17 protein-coding genes are annotated in these 17,135 nt (G+C 60.6%); 4 read left to right on the forward strand and 13 right to left on the reverse strand.

All coding sequences use genetic code 11. The annotated features are described in order from the left end of the window. Nucleotides 1-91 precede the first annotated feature (91 nt). From AC1RDQ_RS27440 to AC1RDQ_RS27450, 3 genes are all read right to left on the reverse strand, one after another. Nucleotides 92-1,195: an NADH:flavin oxidoreductase gene (locus AC1RDQ_RS27440; RefSeq protein ID WP_492588651.1), complete on the reverse strand. Its 1,104-nt coding sequence runs from the start codon at nt 1,193-1,195 to the stop codon at nt 92-94. 190 nt (nt 1,196-1,385) lie between these two features. Further along, nucleotides 1,386-1,868, reverse strand: a complete 483-nt coding sequence (locus AC1RDQ_RS27445; protein WP_150812800.1) for a glutathione peroxidase — start codon at nt 1,866-1,868, stop codon at nt 1,386-1,388. 122 nt (nt 1,869-1,990) lie between these two features. Further along, complete coding sequence (locus AC1RDQ_RS27450) at nt 1,991-2,476, reverse strand: FKBP-type peptidyl-prolyl cis-trans isomerase (RefSeq protein ID WP_007942189.1); 486 nt, start codon at nt 2,474-2,476, stop codon at nt 1,991-1,993. Between AC1RDQ_RS27450 and AC1RDQ_RS27455 the strand changes: the two genes are divergently transcribed. The 3 genes from AC1RDQ_RS27455 to yihG are packed head-to-tail and all read left to right on the forward strand — an operon-like array spanning nt 2,445 to nt 5,837. Beyond that, nucleotides 2,445-2,771 carry a DUF3565 domain-containing protein gene (locus AC1RDQ_RS27455; protein ID WP_057716672.1) on the forward strand — a complete coding sequence of 109 codons (327 nt, stop codon included), beginning with the start codon at nt 2,445-2,447 and terminating at the stop codon, nt 2,769-2,771. The genes AC1RDQ_RS27450 and AC1RDQ_RS27455 overlap by 32 nt on opposite strands. A 60-nt stretch (nt 2,772-2,831) precedes the next feature. Beyond that, on the forward strand, nt 2,832-4,931 hold the full coding sequence (pta, locus tag AC1RDQ_RS27460) for a phosphate acetyltransferase (protein WP_429520772.1): 2,100 nt from the start codon (nt 2,832-2,834) through the stop codon (nt 4,929-4,931). Continuing rightward, the gene (gene yihG, locus AC1RDQ_RS27465; protein ID WP_492588653.1) at nt 4,932-5,837 is read left to right on the forward strand and encodes a 1-acylglycerol-3-phosphate O-acyltransferase, YihG family; all 906 of its coding nucleotides are present in this window, start codon (nt 4,932-4,934) and stop codon (nt 5,835-5,837) included. A gap of 183 nt (nt 5,838-6,020) precedes the next feature. On the opposite strand, the gene cysN is transcribed toward yihG, so the two are convergent. From cysN to AC1RDQ_RS27480, 3 genes are all read right to left on the reverse strand, one after another. After that, nucleotides 6,021-7,919, reverse strand: coding sequence for a sulfate adenylyltransferase subunit CysN (cysN, locus tag AC1RDQ_RS27470; RefSeq protein WP_090453099.1), 1,899 nt, complete (start codon nt 7,917-7,919; stop codon nt 6,021-6,023). 9 nt (nt 7,920-7,928) lie between these two features. Further along, nucleotides 7,929-8,846 carry a sulfate adenylyltransferase subunit CysD gene (gene cysD / locus AC1RDQ_RS27475; protein ID WP_008046199.1) on the reverse strand — a complete coding sequence of 306 codons (918 nt, stop codon included), beginning with the start codon at nt 8,844-8,846 and terminating at the stop codon, nt 7,929-7,931. A gap of 248 nt (nt 8,847-9,094) precedes the next feature. Then, on the reverse strand, nt 9,095-9,853 hold the full coding sequence (locus AC1RDQ_RS27480) for a Nif3-like dinuclear metal center hexameric protein (RefSeq protein ID WP_102669093.1): 759 nt from the start codon (nt 9,851-9,853) through the stop codon (nt 9,095-9,097). A gap of 103 nt (nt 9,854-9,956) precedes the next feature. Here AC1RDQ_RS27480 and algW point away from each other — a divergent pair, with 103 nt between their 5' ends. Continuing rightward, nucleotides 9,957-11,117, forward strand: a complete 1,161-nt coding sequence (gene algW, locus AC1RDQ_RS27485; RefSeq protein ID WP_057716410.1) for a Do family serine endopeptidase AlgW — start codon at nt 9,957-9,959, stop codon at nt 11,115-11,117. A 137-nt stretch (nt 11,118-11,254) separates the two neighbouring features. Here the strand turns inward: algW and hisC are convergent, their stop codons facing one another. The 7 genes from hisC to AC1RDQ_RS27520 form a co-directional block, all read right to left on the reverse strand. Continuing rightward, nucleotides 11,255-12,307, reverse strand: a complete 1,053-nt coding sequence (hisC, locus tag AC1RDQ_RS27490; protein WP_492588655.1) for a histidinol-phosphate transaminase — start codon at nt 12,305-12,307, stop codon at nt 11,255-11,257. Between the two features lie 2 nt (nt 12,308-12,309). Beyond that, the gene (gene hisD, locus AC1RDQ_RS27495; RefSeq protein ID WP_057716412.1) at nt 12,310-13,647 is read right to left on the reverse strand and encodes a histidinol dehydrogenase; all 1,338 of its coding nucleotides are present in this window, start codon (nt 13,645-13,647) and stop codon (nt 12,310-12,312) included. A gap of 126 nt (nt 13,648-13,773) precedes the next feature. Further along, a complete protein-coding gene (gene hisG, locus AC1RDQ_RS27500) occupies nt 13,774-14,409 on the reverse strand; it encodes an ATP phosphoribosyltransferase (protein WP_008018703.1) in 636 nt (211 codons plus the stop codon). 125 nt (nt 14,410-14,534) lie between these two features. Then, nucleotides 14,535-15,800 (reverse strand): UDP-N-acetylglucosamine 1-carboxyvinyltransferase, encoded by a 1,266-nt coding sequence (murA, locus tag AC1RDQ_RS27505; protein ID WP_056728381.1) that lies wholly within the window; start codon nt 15,798-15,800, stop codon nt 14,535-14,537. A 22-nt stretch (nt 15,801-15,822) separates the two neighbouring features. Beyond that, nucleotides 15,823-16,062: a BolA family protein gene (locus tag AC1RDQ_RS27510; protein WP_020796650.1), complete on the reverse strand. Its 240-nt coding sequence runs from the start codon at nt 16,060-16,062 to the stop codon at nt 15,823-15,825. 114 nt (nt 16,063-16,176) lie between these two features. Continuing rightward, nucleotides 16,177-16,482 (reverse strand): STAS domain-containing protein, encoded by a 306-nt coding sequence (locus AC1RDQ_RS27515; protein ID WP_492588657.1) that lies wholly within the window; start codon nt 16,480-16,482, stop codon nt 16,177-16,179. Continuing rightward, a complete protein-coding gene (locus AC1RDQ_RS27520) occupies nt 16,479-17,132 on the reverse strand; it encodes an MlaC/ttg2D family ABC transporter substrate-binding protein (RefSeq protein ID WP_057716414.1) in 654 nt (217 codons plus the stop codon). The genes AC1RDQ_RS27515 and AC1RDQ_RS27520 overlap by 4 nt, the downstream gene beginning before the upstream one ends. Nucleotides 17,133-17,135 lie beyond the last annotated feature (3 nt).

A 17,135-nucleotide genomic window follows, 5' to 3' on the forward strand; every position in this document is an offset into this window, starting at 1 on the left:
TGGAGCAAAAAGCGGCATAAACACCGTAACCGGTGTCCGGGATTACTTGACCAGTTCAGCTTGCTCGCGATGAGGCCTTCCCGGTCGCCGCTTAAACCAGCGTCATCAACGCCTCACGACTGAACGGCAGAATGTCCTCTTCACGGCCGTCGCGCACTTTCTGCGCCCAGTCCGGGTCCACCAGCAAGGCACGACCGACCGCCACCAGGTCGAACTCATCGTTGTTCAGGCGCTCCAGCAGTTTTTCCAGGCTGGCAGGCTGCGCGACCTTGTCGGTGCTAACCATGAACTGCAGGAACTCGCCGTCCAGGCCGACACTGCCCACGGTGATGGTCGGCTTGCCGGTGAGTTGGCGGGTCCAGCCAGCCAGGTTCAGCTCGGAACCGTCGAACTCCGGCTCCCAGAAGCGGCGGGTCGAACAGTGGAAAATGTCCACGCCCGCGTCGGCCAACGGCTTGAGGAACTCGCCCAAGGCTTCAGGGGTTTGCACCAGACGTGCGGTGTAGTCCTGCTGCTTCCACTGGGAGAAACGGAAGATGATCGGGAAACCTTCACCGACCGCGGCACGCACGGCCTGAATCAATTCAATGGCGAAGCGCGAACGGTTGGCCAGGCTGCCGCCGTATTCGTCGGTACGCTGGTTGCTGCCTTCCCAGAAGAACTGGTCCACCAGATAACCGTGGGCACCGTGGATTTCCACGCCGTCCATGCCGATGCTCTGGGCATCCCTGGCGGCCTGGGCGAACGCGGCGATCACGTCCTGGATATCCTGTTTGGTCATGCCGTGAACCACGACCTGACCTTCCTTCAGTTTTTCCGACGGGCCATAACCCGGCACGCTGGCGTCCGGCTCGGTGCCGATACGGCGCACGCTGCCCACGTGCCACAACTGCGGAACAATCTTGCCGCCTTCGGCGTGAACGGCGTCGACGACTTTCTTCCAACCGGCCAGGGCTGCTTCGCCATAGAAATGCGGAACGTTCGGGTAGCCGTTGGAAGCCTTGTGACCGACGGTGGTGCCTTCGGTGATGATCAGGCCGACGCCAGCTGCGGCGCGGCGACGGTAGTACTCGATCACTTTGGAATTAGGCACGCCGCCTGGGGAAAAGGAGCGGGTCATCGGCGCCATGACGACGCGGGTCGGCAGTTCGAGGGTGCCGAGGTGGAACGGTTTGAACAGGGCTTTGACGGGCATGGGACGCTCCACAGGAATGACTTTATGACGGCGATAATATGGAGGTTCGCACGTACTGAACAGCACTATTGATTTGGGTGATGTAGGAGCGAGCTTGCTCGCGATGGTGGTCAACGATAACGCTGGCGGTCTGATGCCCCGCGGTGTTCCTACAACCATCGCGAGCGAGCTCGCTCCTATAGGGGGGATATCAGCTCAGCGCTTTTTCAATCGCGTGAACGATGGTCGGATCATCCGGCGCCGTGCGTGGCGAGAACCGTGCCAGCACACGCCCGTCCTTGCCCAGCAGGAACTTCTCGAAGTTCCAGGTGATGTCGCCGGGAAATTCCGCGCCCTCTCCCGCCAGCAGGCGATACAACTGATGACGTTCATGCCCGTTGACTTCCAGCTTGCTGGACAACGGAAAGGTCACGCCATAGTTGAGGCTGCAGAAATCCTTGATTTCCTGCTCGGTCCCCGGTTCCTGCCCGGCAAACTGGTTGCACGGCAAGCCCAGGACGCTGAAGCCCTTGGCCTTGAATTGCTGATGGAGGTTTTCCAGCGCCGCGTACTGCGGGGTCAGGCCGCATTTGGAGGCGACGTTGACCACCAGTACGACTTGGCCTTTGAAAGGCGCCAGAGGTAGCTCCTGTCCATCCAGGGCTGTCAATTTAAGGTCGTGAAAAGCACTCATGGCGTACTCCAGATTCCCGTGTTCTTCTCGAAACAGCCACTTGGCGGTGTCATCAGGGACGGCCGCAGACTAAAAAGGCGCCCACAAGGCGCCTCTCCAGTTATCTGAGCTTAGCGCAGAAATCAGTGGTGATGGCCACCTTCGCCATGGACGTGACCATGAGCGATTTCTTCCTGGCTGGCGTCACGGATGGCAACGATCTTGACCTGGAAATTCAGGCGCTGACCGGCCAACGGGTGGTTGCCGTCAACGGTGACGTCGTCGCCGTCCAGATCACGGATGGTCACGATCTGCATCTGGCCGTCCGGAGCGGAAGCGTGGAACTGCATGCCCACTTCCAGCTCGTCGACGCCTTCGAACATGCTGCGGCTCAGGGTGCTGACCAGTTCGGCGGCGTATTCGCCGTAAGCGTCTTCCGGTTCAACGGCTACGGTCAGCTCGTCGCCGACAGCCTTGCCTTCCAGAGCCTTTTCCAGGCCCGGGATGATGTTGCCTGCACCTTGCAGGTAGACCAGCGGCGCGCCGCCGGCGGAGCTGTCGATGACCTCACCAGCGTCGTTGGTCAGGGTATAGTCGATGGAGACAGCCTTATTGGCGGCGATCAGCATGGGGCGAGACCTTTTGCATAGGAAAATTGAAAGGCCAAGTTTAGCGAAGCAATCGTCCGAAAGCGAACACAACCCGGACAGACGGGATTCGACGATCACAGGCTTCCATCAGGACGAGGACGGACACTGGGTGGCCGAGCTTTCCTGCGGCCACACCCAGCACCTGCGGCACCAGCCACCCTGGCAATCCCGCGCCTGGGTCATGGACCCTGTGCAACGCCTTGAAAAAATAGGCCAGCCCTTTGCTTGCGGTTGGTGCGCACAGGGCTCGGTTAGCGATAACCTTGGCGACTGAATTTCGGTAGATCGTCAGATATAGATGATCACCTTTGCCATGCTCCTTCAGAGAATCCGCATGCAAACTTTTTTTATCGCGCCCACCGATTTTGGTGTGGGTCTGACCTCCATCAGCCTCGGGCTGGTGCGCACCCTTGAGCGGGCCGGGCTCAAGGTCGGTTTTTTCAAACCGATTGCCCAGCCGCATCCGGGCGACACAGGCCCGGAACGTTCCACCGAACTGGTGGCGCGTACCCACGGTTTGAAACCGCCCCAGCCCCTGGGCCTGGCCCATGTCGAGCGCATGCTCGGCGACGGCCAGCTCGATGAGTTGCTCGAAGAAATCATCACCCTTTATCAGCAGGCTGCCATCGGCAAGGACGTGCTGATCGTCGAAGGCATGGTGCCGACCCGCAGCGCCAGTTATGCCGCGCGGGTCAACCTGCACCTGGCCAAGAGCCTCGACGCCGAGGTGATCCTGGTCTCGGCACCGGAAAACGAAGTGCTGACCGAGCTCTCCGGTCGCGTCGAGTTGCAGGCGCAGTTGTTCGGCGGCCCGAAAGACCCGAAAGTCCTCGGTGTGATCCTCAACAAGGTCAAGACCGAAGAAAGCATGGAGGCCTTCGCCACGCGCCTGAAAGAGCATTCGCCGTTGCTGCGCAGTGGTGATTTCCGCTTGCTCGGCTGCATTCCGTTCCAGCCGGAACTGAACGCCCCGCGCACCCGCGACGTCGCCGACCTGATGGGCGCGCAAGTGCTCAACGCCGGTGATTACGAAACCCGGCGCATGACCAAGATCATCATTTGCGCCCGCACCATGCGTAACACCGTGGAGTTGCTCAAGCCCGGCGTGCTGGTGGTGACCCCTGGCGACCGCGACGACATCATCCTCGCCGTCAGTCTTGCGGCCTTGAACGGCGTGCCTCTGGCCGGCCTGCTGCTGACCAGCGACACCCTGCCCGACCCACGCATCATGGACCTGTGTCGCGGTGCCCTGCAGGCCGGATTGCCGGTGCTGTCGGTGAGTACCGGCTCCTACGACACCGCCAACCTGCTCAATGGCCTGAACAAGGAAATCCCCATCGATGACCGCGAGCGCGCCGAAATCATCACCGATTTCATCGCCAGCCACCTCGATGCCAACTGGCTGCATCAGCGCTGCGGCACACCACGGGAGATGCGCCTGTCGCCAGCGGTGTTCCGCTATCAACTGATCCAGCGCGCCCAGGCGGCCAACAAGCGCATCGTACTGCCCGAAGGCAGCGAGCCGCTGACCGTGCAGGCCGCCGCGATCTGCCAGGCCCGTGGCATCGCTCGCTGTGTGTTGCTGGCCAAGCCCGAGGACGTGCAGGCCGTCGCCCGTGCCCAGGGCATCGAGTTGCCACCGGGCCTGGAAATCATCGATCCGGACTCGATCCGCGAACGCTATGTCGAGCCGATGGTCGCGCTGCGCAAAAGCAAAAGCCTCAATGCGCCAATGGCCGAGCAACAACTGGAAGACACCGTGGTGATCGGCACCATGATGCTGGCCCTGGATGAAGTCGACGGCCTCGTATCGGGCGTGATCAACACCACCGCCAACACCATCCGCCCGGCCCTGCAGCTGATTAAAACCGCGCCAGGCTGCACCCTGGTGTCGTCGGTGTTCTTCATGCTGTTTCCGGAAGAGGTGCTGGTCTACGGCGACTGCGTGATGAACCCGCACCCGAGCGCCAGTGAACTGGCCGAGATCGCCCTGCAAAGCGCTGATTCGGCCGCTGCGTTCGGCATCACGCCACGGGTGGCGATGATCAGCTACTCCAGCGGCGAGTCGGCCAGCGGCGAAGAAGTCGAGAAGGTCCGCGAGGCAACCCTGCTCGCCCACGAACAACAGCACTCGCTGCTGATCGACGGCCCCTTGCAGTACGACGCCGCCGCCAACGAAAGCGTGGCCCGGCAACTGGCGCCGAACAGTCAGGTGGCCGGTCGTGCCACGGTGTACGTATTCCCCGACCTCAACACCGGCAATACCACGCACAAGGCCGTACAGCGCAGCGCCGACTGCGTCAGCCTCGGGCCGATGCTGCAAGGCCTGCGCAAACCGGTGAACGATTTGCCGCGCGGCGCGCAGGTCGATGACATCGTCTACACCATCGCCCTGACCGCGATTCAAGCCGCCAACCGACCTATGGATGTGTAAATGCTGGACTTCTTACCTGCTGCGCTGCGGGGCGTGATCGCCTCGATGCTGTTGGCATTGAACACGATTCTGCTCTGCTCGTTCCTGTTCTGCGTGGCACTCGTCAAGGTATTGCCGTTCGCCCTCACCCAGCGCCTCGCGGGCTGGCTGATGAGCCATACCCACGAAGCCTGGATCAGCATCAACAAAGGCTGGATGAACCTGGTGCGCCGCACACGCTGGCACATCAGCGGCCTGCAAGGCCTCGACTATCAGCATTCGTACCTGATCACCAGCAACCACCAGAGCTGGGTCGACATCCTGGTGCTGCAATACGTGCTAAACCGGCGCATTCAGCCGCTGAAGTTCTTTCTCAAGCAGGAGCTGATCTGGGTTCCGGTGATCGGTCTGGCCTGGTGGGCGCTGGGCTTTCCGTTCATGAAGCGTTACTCCAAGGCCTATCTGGAAAAGCACCCGGAGAAGAAAGGCAAGGACCTGGAAACCACCCGCAAGACCTGTGCGAAATTCCGCGACAACCCGGTGGGCATTTTCAACTTCGTCGAAGGCACGCGCTTCACCGAGGGCAAGCACAAGCAACAGCAGTCACCCTTCAAGTACCTGCTCAAGGCCAAGGCCGGCGGCATTGCCTTTGTGCTGGATGCGATGGGTGAGCAGCTTGAATCCCTGGTCAACGTGACCATCCACTACCCCGCCGGGCGCCCGGGTTTCTGGGATTTGCTGTGCGGGAACGTTGCGGACGTGGTGGTGCACTTTGAAGAACTGAAGATCCCGCCGCAGTTCATCGGCAAGAACTATGACCAGGACGGTGAATACCGCCTGCAGTTTCAGGGCTGGATCAATCAGTTGTGGCTGGACAAGGATGCATTACTGGAACAGCTGCACCACGAATTCCCAGGCAAACACTAATCCCTTGTGGGAGCGAGCTTGCTCGCGATTGCGGACTGACATTCAACATTGATGTCGACTGATCCGCCGCTATCGCGAGCAAGCTCGCTCCCACAGGTTTAGTGTTTGTTTTGACTGATTACCAGACACAAAAAAACCCGCCGATGATCACTCATCGACGGGTTTCTTTTTACCGGTCAGCGCTTAGATCGCGCCACGCTCACGCAGCAGACCCAGCACTTGCTTGACGCCTTCCTCCAGCGACACGGACTGGGTGTCGATCACCAGGTCGGCATCCAGCGGCACATCGTACGGGAAGGACTCGCCCGGGATGTTATCCCCGGCCGCCGCGTACAAACCTTGCGGATCACGCTCGGCGCAGACCGTCGGCGAAGCCTGGACGTAGACCGTCAGCAGACGCTCCTTGCCGATCAGTTCCCGGGCCTGTTCACGCCCTTCGGCACTCGGGGCAACGAACGCAGCGAGGGTCAGCAGGCCAGCCTCGTTGAACTGACGCGCCACGTGCGCGGCACGACGCCAGTTCTCGGTACGCCCGGCGCGATCCTGTGGCAGACCTTTGTTGAGGTCGTGACGCAGGTTCTGGCCATCGAGCACGAACACCGCACGGCCCAGGTCGAACAGCTTGCGTTCAACCGCATACGCCAGGGTGCTTTTGCCCGCGCCCGACAAGCCGCTGAACAACACGGTGGCCGGTTGCTGGCCGAAGCGCTGTGCACGCTCTTCGGTGGCGACGTGAGCTAGTTTGCCGTGGTGCGTGGAGCTGCCGTGAGCTACAGGCTGGGCGACGATCATGCCCGCGCCAACGGTGCCGTTGGTCAAGCGGTCGATGATGATGAAGGCGCCGGTGGTGCGGTTGCTGTCGTAACCGTCGAGGGCAATCGGCGCATCGAGCGCGATCTTGACCTTGCCGATTTCGTTCAGCTGCAACGCACTGGCCGGACCTTCTTCCAGGGTGTTCACGTCGACCTTGTTGACGATGCTGGCGATGGAGCCAGGCACGTAACTGGTGGCGCGTTTGATGTCGTACTTCTTGCCCGGCAGCATCGGTTCCTCAGCCATCCACACCAGCATCGCTTCGAAGCTGTCGGTGACTGGCGGCACGTTGTCGGCATGTACCAACAGGTCGCCACGGGAAATATCGATTTCGTCTTCCATGGTCAGCGTTACAGCCTGACCAGGACCTGCGTGCTCCAGTTCACCTTCGAAGGTGACGATGGATTTCACGCGGCTGCTCTTGCCCGACGGCAGGACCACGACTTCGTCGCCTTTCTTGACGATGCCGCTGGCCAGGGTGCCGGCGAAGCCACGGAAGTTCAGGTTCGGACGGTTGACGTACTGAACCGGGAAACGCAAGTCGGTGAAGTTGCGATCGCCCGCCACTTCCACGGTCTCGAGGATCTCCATCAGCGATTGGCCGGTGTACCACGGCGAGCGCTCGGACTTGTTCACCACGTTGTCGCCTTTCAGCGCAGACATCGGCACGAAGTGCATGCTGGTGGGCTTGAGCTTCAAGCCTTCGGCGAACTGCAGGTAGTCGGCCTTGATCGACTCGAACACACCCTGGTCGAAGTCCTTGAGGTCCATCTTGTTGATGGCCACGACTATGTGCTTGATGCCCAGCAACGAGGCGATGAAGCTGTGGCGACGGGTCTGGGTCTGCACGCCGTAACGGGCGTCGACCAGGATGATCGCCAGGTCACAGGTGGAGGCACCGGTGGCCATGTTGCGGGTGTACTGCTCGTGGCCTGGGGTGTCGGCGATGATGAATTTGCGCTTGGCGGTGGAGAAGTAGCGGTACGCGACATCGATGGTGATGCCTTGTTCACGCTCGGCCTGCAGGCCGTCGACCAGCAGCGCCAGGTCGATGTCTTCGCCGGTGGTGCCGACTTTTTTCGAATCGCGGGTAATGGCTTCCAGGTGATCTTCGTAGATCATCTTGGAGTCGTGCAGCAGGCGCCCGATCAGGGTGCTCTTGCCGTCGTCGACGTTACCGCAGGTCAGAAAGCGCAGCAGCTCTTTACGTTCGTGCTGGCCCAGGTAGGCGAGGATGTCCTCGCTGATCAAATCAGATGCGTGCGACATGACAACCCCTTAGAAATAACCCTGACGTTTTTTGTCTTCCATCGAGCCTGCGCCATCGTGGTCGATGACACGGCCCTGGCGCTCGGAAGTTCGCGTCAGGAGCATTTCCTGAATGATGTCCGTGAGGCTTTCGGCCTCGGACTCCACCGCGCCCGTCAACGGGTAGCAACCAAGGGTACGGAAACGCACTTTCTTTTTGACGATGCGCGCTTTGTCTTCGTCGCTCAGGTGCTCGAGGATGCGCTCGTCGTCGATCATGATCAGCGTGCCGTTCTTCTCGATGACTTCACGCTCGGCGGCGAAATACAGCGGAACGATCGGGATGCCTTCAAGGTAGATGTACTGCCAGATGTCCAGCTCGGTCCAGTTCGACAGCGGGAAGACGCGGATCGACTCGCCCTTGTTGACCTTGCCGTTGTAGACGTTCCACAGCTCGGGGCGCTGGTTTTTCGGATCCCAGCGGTGCTTGCTGTCGCGGAACGAGTACACGCGCTCTTTGGCGCGGGATTTCTCTTCATCGCGACGGGCGCCGCCGAATGCTGCGTCGAAACCATACTTGTCGAGTGCCTGCTTGAGGCCCTCGGTCTTCATGATGTCGGTGTGCTTGGCGCTGCCGTGGGTGAACGGGTTGATGTCCTGCGCCACGCCGTCCGGGTTGACGTGGGTGATCAGGTCGAGGCCCAGCTCGGCGACCATCTTGTCGCGGAAGCTGTACATCTCCTTGAATTTCCAGCGAGTGTCGACGTGCATCACCGGAAACGGCAGCTTGCCCGGGAAGAACGCCTTGCGTGCCAGATGCAGCATCACGGCGGAGTCTTTACCGATGGAGTACAGCATCACCGGGTTATCGAACTCGGCGGCCACCTCGCGGATGATGTGGATGCTTTCCGCCTCCAGCTGTTTCAGATGCGTCAGTTTGTCGACCATGGCTACTCACGAAAACTTTCTTATGAACGGCCACCGGGCCGTGTTCGAGCGGGGATCCTAGCACAGCGCCCCCTTCTAATCAGGACGCCAACTAGATCGAAAGAGCATATGAATATGCCTGCCTGTTTGGCCTGTAGGAGCGAGCCTGCTCGCGATGGTCGTCAACGATGACGCTGTGAGTCTGACACCCCGTGGTGTCTTCAGGTTCATCGCGAGCAAGCTCGCTCCTACAGGAAGAGGGTGCGCTTTCAGATCGGATTCGGGCAATCGATGAAGATGTGCTCGAGCGCAAACCGACGGGCCAGATAATCCCCCAGCGCCTGAACGCCGTAGCGCTCGGTCGCATGGTGACCGGCGGCGATGAAGCTGATGTCGTTTTCCCTGGCGCTGTGGAAGGTTTGCTCGGAAGCCTCGCCGCTGAGGTACAGATCGACACCCGCCAGAATGGCTTGATCGATGTAACCCTGGCCACCACCGGTGCACCAGCCGACGCGGCGGATCATGGCGCTGCCTTCGATCAACAGTGGCTCACGCCCCATCACTTCCTGGACGCGGCGGGCGAAATCCCGGGGCATCATTGGCTCGTTCAACGAGCCGACCAGGCCGACAATCTTCAGGTTGTCCGGATCCAGCGGTCCTTCGACGGTGATGTCGAGTTGCCGTGCGAGCTGCGCGTTATTGCCGACATCCGGGTGCAGGTCCAGCGGCAGGTGATAGGACAACAGGCTGATATCGTGCTTGAGCAGGGTCTTCAAGCGGCGCTGCTTCATGCCGGTGATGCACGGATTTTCACCTTTCCAGAAGTAGCCATGATGCACCAGCACCAGGTCTGCGTTGGCCTCCACGGCCGCATCGAGCAAGGCCTGGCTGGCGGTGACCCCACTGACAATGCGCATCACTTGTGGCCGCCCCTCGACCTGCAGGCCGTTGGGGCAATAATCGGCGATTTTGGCGCTGTTGAGGTAGCGGTCGGCTTCTTCGACCAGGGTGCTCAGGGCGACGGCCATAAAAGACTCCTAAATATCCCGTTCAGAGGCGCGTGCGGCCTCGTATAATGCGCGTCATTATGAGCGGTCTCAGACCGCCTGCAACTCTCTCAGGAACTGCTTAATGCTCAAGGCGCTGCGTTTTTCCGGCTGGCCGCTGTTGGCCGGCGTGCTTGTCGCTCTTTTGATAATCCAGCGTTACCCGCAGTGGGTCGGGCTCCCGAGCCTCGACGTCAATCTGCAACAAGCGCCGCAAACCACCAGCATGCAGCAGGGTCCGGTGTCTTATGCCGAAGCGGTATCCACCGCGGCGCCATCGGTTGTGAACCTGTACACCACCAAAGTCATCAACAAACCCAACCATCCGCTGTTCGAAGATCCGCAGTTTCGTCGCTTCTTCGGCGATAACTCGCCCAAGCAGAAACGCATGGAGTCGAGCCTCGGTTCCGGCGTGATCATGAGCCCGGAAGGCTACATCCTGACCAACAACCACGTGACCAGCGGTGCCGACCAGATCGTGGTGGCGCTCAAGGACGGCCGGGAAACCCTGGCGCGAGTGATCGGCAGCGACCCGGAGACCGACCTCGCGGTTCTGAAAATCGACTTGAAAAACCTGCCGGCGATCACCGTGGGGCGTTCCGACAACATCCGCATCGGCGATGTCGCGCTGGCCATCGGCAACCCCTTCGGCGTCGGCCAGACCGTAACCATGGGCATCATCAGCGCCACCGGGCGCAATCAATTGGGCCTGAACAACTACGAAGACTTCATCCAGACCGATGCGGCGATCAACCCGGGCAACTCAGGCGGTGCGCTGGTGGATGCCATCGGCAACCTGACCGGCATCAACACGGCGATCTTTTCCAAGTCCGGGGGCTCCCAGGGCATTGGGTTCGCAATCCCCGTGAAGCTGGCGATGGAAGTGATGAAGTCGATCATCGAGCACGGCCAGGTGATTCGTGGCTGGCTGGGTATCGAGGTGCAGCCGCTGACCCAGGAACTGGCCGAGTCGTTCGGCTTGTCCGGTCGTCCAGGCATTGTCGTGGCGGGAATTTTCCGCGATGGCCCGGCACAGAAGGCCGGTCTGCAACTGGGTGATGTGATTCTTGCCATCGATGGCGAACCGGCCGGTGATGGCCGTCGCTCGATGAATCAGGTAGCGCGGATCAAGCCGACCGACAAGGTCGCGATCGAGGTGATGCGCAACGGCAAGGAGCTCAAGCTGATGGCTGAAGTCGGCCTGCGTCCGCCGCCGGCTCCGATCAAGGAAAAAGAAGAAGAGTAAGCGGACAACCCAAAAACCTGTGGGAGCGAGCTTGCTCCGGGCGGCGCTCCGACGATGAGGCAATAACATTCAACATACTCGTTGACTGTAAATCCGCTATCGCGAGCAAGCTCGCTCCCACAGGGTCGTGCCTGGTTTTACAAGTCGCCCAGGCCGTCGATCAGCGCCTGATTCTGCTCTGGCGTGCCGATGGAGATCCGCAGGAACTGGGCAATCCGCTCCTGCTTGAAGTGCCGGACGATCACGCCTTGCTCGCGCAGCTTCGCCGCAAGCCCCGCCGCATCGTGCCGGGGGTGACGGGCAAAAATGAAGTTCGCCGCCGATGGCAGCACTTCAAAGCCCTTCTCCTCCAGCTGTGCAACGACCTTCTCGCGATTCTCGATCACCAACCGGCAGGTCTTGTCGAAATACTCGCGATCCTCGAACGCGGCGGCAGCGCCGACATTCGCCATGCGATCCAGCGGATAGGAGTTGAAGCTGTTCTTGATCCGCTCCAGCGCCTCGATCAGGTCCGGATGGCCGACCGCCAATCCAACCCGCAGGCCCGCCAGGGAACGGGACTTGGACAGGGTCTGGGTCACCAGCAGGTTCGGATAACGGTCCACCAGGGTGATTGCCGTCTCGCCACCGAAGTCGATGTAGGCCTCGTCGACCACCACCACCGAATCCCGGCTTGCCTTGAGAATCTGCTCCACCGCTTCCAGCGCCAACAGGCAGCCGGTCGGTGCGTTCGGGTTGGGGAAGATGATCCCGCCGTTCGGCCTGGCATAGTCCGCCGGGTTGATCTGGAACTGCTCGTCCAGCGGCACCGCGTCGAACTTGATGCCATACAAACCGCAGTAGACCGGGTAGAAGCTGTAGCTGATGTCCGGGAACAACAGCGGCTGATCGTGCTGCAGCAAACCGTGGAAGATGTGCGCCAGCACTTCATCGGAACCGTTGCCGAGGAACACTTGATTGCTTTGCACACCGTAGTACCTGGCGACCGCGTTCTTCAGCAGATCGCTGTTCGGGTCCGGGTACAGACGCAGGTTGTCGTTCAGTTCGGTTTGCATCGCGGCCAAGGCTTTGGGCGATGGACCGTACGGATTTTCATTGGTGTTGAGCTTCACCAGTTTTGCCAGCTTCGGCTGCTCGCCCGGGACGTAAGGCACCAGATTCTTGACGAACGGGCTCCAGAATTTACTCATGTTCAGTTCCCCTGCCCTTGTGGAAAGTCTTCGTCGACGATGCGGTACTCGGCGCTACGCGCGTGGGCGGTCAGCGATTCGCCACGGGCCAGCACGGAAGCGGTTTTGCCCAACTCGGAAGCGCCCTGCTCGGAACAGAAGATGATCGACGAGCGTTTCTGGAAGTCGTACACACCCAGCGGCGAGGAGAAACGCGCGGTGCCGGAGGTCGGCAACACGTGGTTGGGACCTGCGCAGTAGTCGCCCAAGGCTTCAGAGGTGTGGCGCCCCATGAAGATCGCACCGGCGTGGCGGATCTGCGGCAGCCAGGCTTGTGGATCGGCAACGGACAATTCGAGGTGCTCCGGCGCGATGCGGTTGGCCACTTCGATGGCTTGCTCCATGTCGCGCACCTTGATCAGTGCACCACGGCCATTGATCGAGGTTTCGATGATCGCGGCGCGCTCCATGGTCGGCATCAGCTTGGCGATGCTGGCGGCGACCTTGTCGAGGAATTCGGCGTCGGGACTGACCAGAATCGCCTGGGCGTCTTCGTCGTGTTCGGCCTGGGAGAACAGGTCCATGGCGATCCAGTCCGGATCGGTCTGGCCGTCGCACACCACCAGGATCTCGGAGGGACCGGCGATCATGTCGATTCCGACCTGGCCGAACACGTGGCGCTTGGCGGTGGCGACATAGATGTTGCCCGGGCCGACCACTTTATCGACCTTCGGCACGCTTTCGGTGCCGTAAGCCAATGCGGCAACGGCTTGAGCGCCACCGATGGTGAACACACGGTCGACGCCGGCGATGCAGGCAGCGGCCAGCACCAGTTCATTGATTTCACCGCGCGGGGTCGGCACGACCATGACCACTTCGGTGACGCCGGCGACCTTGGCCGGAATCGCGTTCATCAACACCGACGACGGGTACGACGCCTTGCCACCGGGTACGTACAGGCCGGCACGGTCCAGCGGCGTGACTTTCTGGCCCAGCACGGTGCCGTCGGCCTCGGTGTAGCTCCAGGAGTCCTGCTTCTGTTTTTCGTGGTAGCTGCGCACACGGGCGGCGGCGACTTCCAGCGCTTCGCGTTGAGCCACGGTAATGCGCGTCAGTGCCAATTCCAGACGCTCACGCGGCAGGATCAGGTCGGCCATGGACTTCACGTCCAGGCCGTCGAACTGGCGGGTAAAGTCCACCAGTGCCGCGTCGCCACGCTCACGCACAGCCTTGATGATGTCCAGCACCCGCTGATTGACCGAGTCGTCAGACACACTTTCCCAGCTCAGCAGATGATCCAGATGATGCGCGAAATCCGGGTCAGCAGCGTTGAGTCGGCGAATTGCAGTCGGTGCGGTCATAGCGAGAGCCTCATAGGAATGGCAAAAACTCAGGCGCCCTAACTTAGCAGTCGTTTCCGCTTGGGCACCTGAGAATTCTGGCTATGAGGCGGATAGACGGGCGCGACTTAACGTCGCGCAGGTGAATCAGCCGCGGTGTCGAGACTCCACTGCCTTGCGCAGGGTGTCGATCAACGCCTGGATACGGGCGTGCTGCATCTTCATCGAAGCTTTGTTGACGATCAGCCGGGAGCTGATGGCAGCAATGAAATCCTGTGGCTCCAGACCGTTGGCCCGTAGCGTGTTACCAGTGTCGACCACGTCGATGATCTTGTCCGCCAGGCCGATCAACGGCGCCAGCTCCATCGAACCGTAGAGCTTGATGATGTCGACCTGACGACCCTGTTCGGCGTAGTAGCGCTTGGCAACGTTGACGAACTTGGTGGCGATACGCAGGCGGCCCTTGGGCTCGACCGCGCCGACCTTGCCGGCGGTCATCAGCTTGCACTGGGCAATTTGCAGGTCCAGCGGCTCATACAGGCCCTGGCCGCCGTATTCCATCAGCACATCTTTACCGGCGACACCGAGGTCGGCGGCACCATGCTCGACGTAAGTCGGCACATCGGTGGCACGCACGATCAGCAGGCGTACATCTTCCTGGGTCGTGGGAATGATCAGCTTGCGGCTCTTGTCCGGATTCTCGGTCGGCACGATGCCCGCTTCAGCCAGAAGCGGCAGGGTGTCGTCAAGGATGCGGCCCTTGGACAGTGCGATGGTCAACATGGGAAACGTCAGTCCTTATCAAGGTACTCATGCCCGGTCGCAAATGGCGCCGGACACACATCGAGCCGAAAACGGCTCGACTTCAACAAATCAACGGGCATGTCCTTATGCCCATACAGCAGGGACTAGCCCGGAACGCGACGGATCTTGGCGCCCAGCATCTGCAGTTTTTCTTCGATGCACTCGTAGCCACGGTCTATGTGGTAGATGCGGTCGATCAGCGTGTCGCCTTCGGCGATCAGGGCCGAGATCACCAGGCTGGCCGAAGCACGCAGGTCGGTCGCCATCACTGGCGCGCCCTTGAGCTTTTCGGTACCGGTGACGATGGCGGTGTTGCCTTCGACCTGGATCTTGGCGCCCATGCGGTGCAGTTCGTAGACGTGCATGAAGCGGTTTTCGAAGATCGTCTCGATCACAGCGCCGGTGCCTTCGGCAATGGCGTTGAGGGAGATGAACTGCGCCTGCATGTCGGTCGGGAACGCCGGGTACGGAGCGGTCCGCACGTTGACGGCTTTCGGACGCTTACCGTGCATGTTCAGCTCGATCCAGTCTTCGCCACAGGTGATTTCGGCACCGGACTCACGGAGTTTTTCCAGAACGGCTTCGAGGATGGTCGGATCCGTATCCTTGACCTTCACACGACCACCGGTCACCGCCGCCGCCACCAGATAGGTGCCGGTTTCGATGCGGTCAGGCATTACTTTATAAGTGGTGGTGTGCAGACGCTCGACGCCATCGATGGTGATGGTATCGGTACCGGCGCCGGAAACCTTGGCGCCCATGGCGTTCAGGAAGTTCGCCAGGTCGACCACTTCAGGCTCGCGAGCGGCGTTTTGCAGGACGCTACGGCCCTTGGCCAAGGCCGCGGCCATCATGATGTTTTCGGTACCGGTCACGCTGACGGTATCGAAGAAGAAGTGCGCACCGCGCAGGCCACCTTCAGGCGCCTTGGCCTTGATGTAGCCGCCTTCGACGTCGATGACGGCGCCCATGGCTTCCAGGCCACGGATGTGCAGGTCAACCGGACGCGAACCGATGGCGCAACCGCCAGGCAAGGCGACTTCGGCTTCACCGAAACGAGCAACCATCGGACCGAGCACCAGAATCGACGCACGCATGGTTTTAACCAGTTCGTAAGGTGCGACCAGGGTCTTGATGGTGCGCGGGTCGATTTCGACGGCCAGCTTCTCGTCGATCACAGGTTCGATACCCATGCGCCCGAACAGCTCGATCATGGTGGTGATGTCGTGCAGGTGCGGCAGGTTGGCCACAGTCACCGGGCCATCGCACAGCAGGGTAGCCGCCAGGATCGGCAGGGCAGAGTTCTTTGCCCCGGAGATGCGGATCTCGCCGTCAAGACGAGCACCGCCAGTAATAATCAATTTATCCATAAGAATCTCGACGCCCTTGGGCTCAGGTGCGCTCGGCCCAGGCCGCGCTGCTGAAAAATTTCATAGTGACCGCATGGATGCTGCCATCGGTGATCCATGGGTTCAAATGGGCATAGACCTGCTGCTGACGCTTGACCGGGCTCAACGCCGCCAGTTCATCGCTAATCACGTTCAGCTGGAAATTGCAGCCTTCGCCCTCGACTTCTACTTTCGTTCCGGGCAGCTTTCCTTCAAGAAAGCTCTTAACTTCGTTGGCCTGCATGCTCAACCTCAATCGGCGCCCTGTGCGCGCGGGTCGGACATCATACAAAAAAGCCCCGCGCCTGCGAACCCCGCCAAGCAGGACTCAGACGGGGGGCTTATTCATAGATGCGGGTTAGGGATGCGCCAACAGCTCGGTCAGCTCGCTGACCTGAGCGATTTCACGCATGTCTTCCGGCATCCCACGGATGCTCAGGGCCTTGCCGGCCTCCTGCGCATCACGGATAAAGCACAGCAGCAACGACAAACCGACACTGCTGGACTTGGTTACCGCCGAGCAATCGACCACCAGCGCTGCAGCGTTGCTGGTCTTGATCAGCGCCTTGCCCTGCTCGCGCAGGCCAGGGCCGGTGCGGTAATCCAGCACGCCACTGAGTCGCAGCTCGCCCGCTTCGTCCATCTGGACTGCCGACTCACTCATTGGGCTGACTGCTCTGGTTTCTTGTCGGTGGCTTCCTTGGCCTTGGCGACTTCCCCGGCCCAACCATTGATGGTCTTGTCCAGGTCGTTGCCATTGCGCTGCATCGCGTCGGCGAACTGATCGCGGAACAGCTTGCCGATATTGATGCCATTGATGATGACGTTACGCAGTTTCCACTCGCCGTTGATCTTTTCCAGCGTGTAGGACACTGGATAGATCGCGCCGCTGCTGCCTTTGACAGTCATGCCTACACTGGTACGGTCGCCCGACTCGTCTTTGGCCGGTTCAACGGTGATGCCCTGGTTGTTGTACTCCAGCAAGGCATTGCCATAGAACTGGAACAGACCCTTCTTGAAGTTTTCTTCGAAGGTCTTCATCTGTGCAGGCGTAGCTTTGCGCGAGTACTTGACCGTCATGATGCTCTTGGAAATACCCTCGGCATCCACGACCGGCCCGACGATGGTGTTCAGTGCCGCATAAAAGTCTTGCGGATCCTGCTTGTACTTCTCTTTGTTTGCCGCCAGGTCCGCGAGCATACGGTTGGTTGTGTCCTGCACCAGATCGTGCGCCGAAGTCGCCGCTACGGCGTGGGACACTAACGGAAACACCGCGAGCATTACCAACAGGCCACGTCGCAAGATAGAGATCATTTA

Source organism: Pseudomonas sp. GW823-FHT02E01, assembly GCF_058797535.1.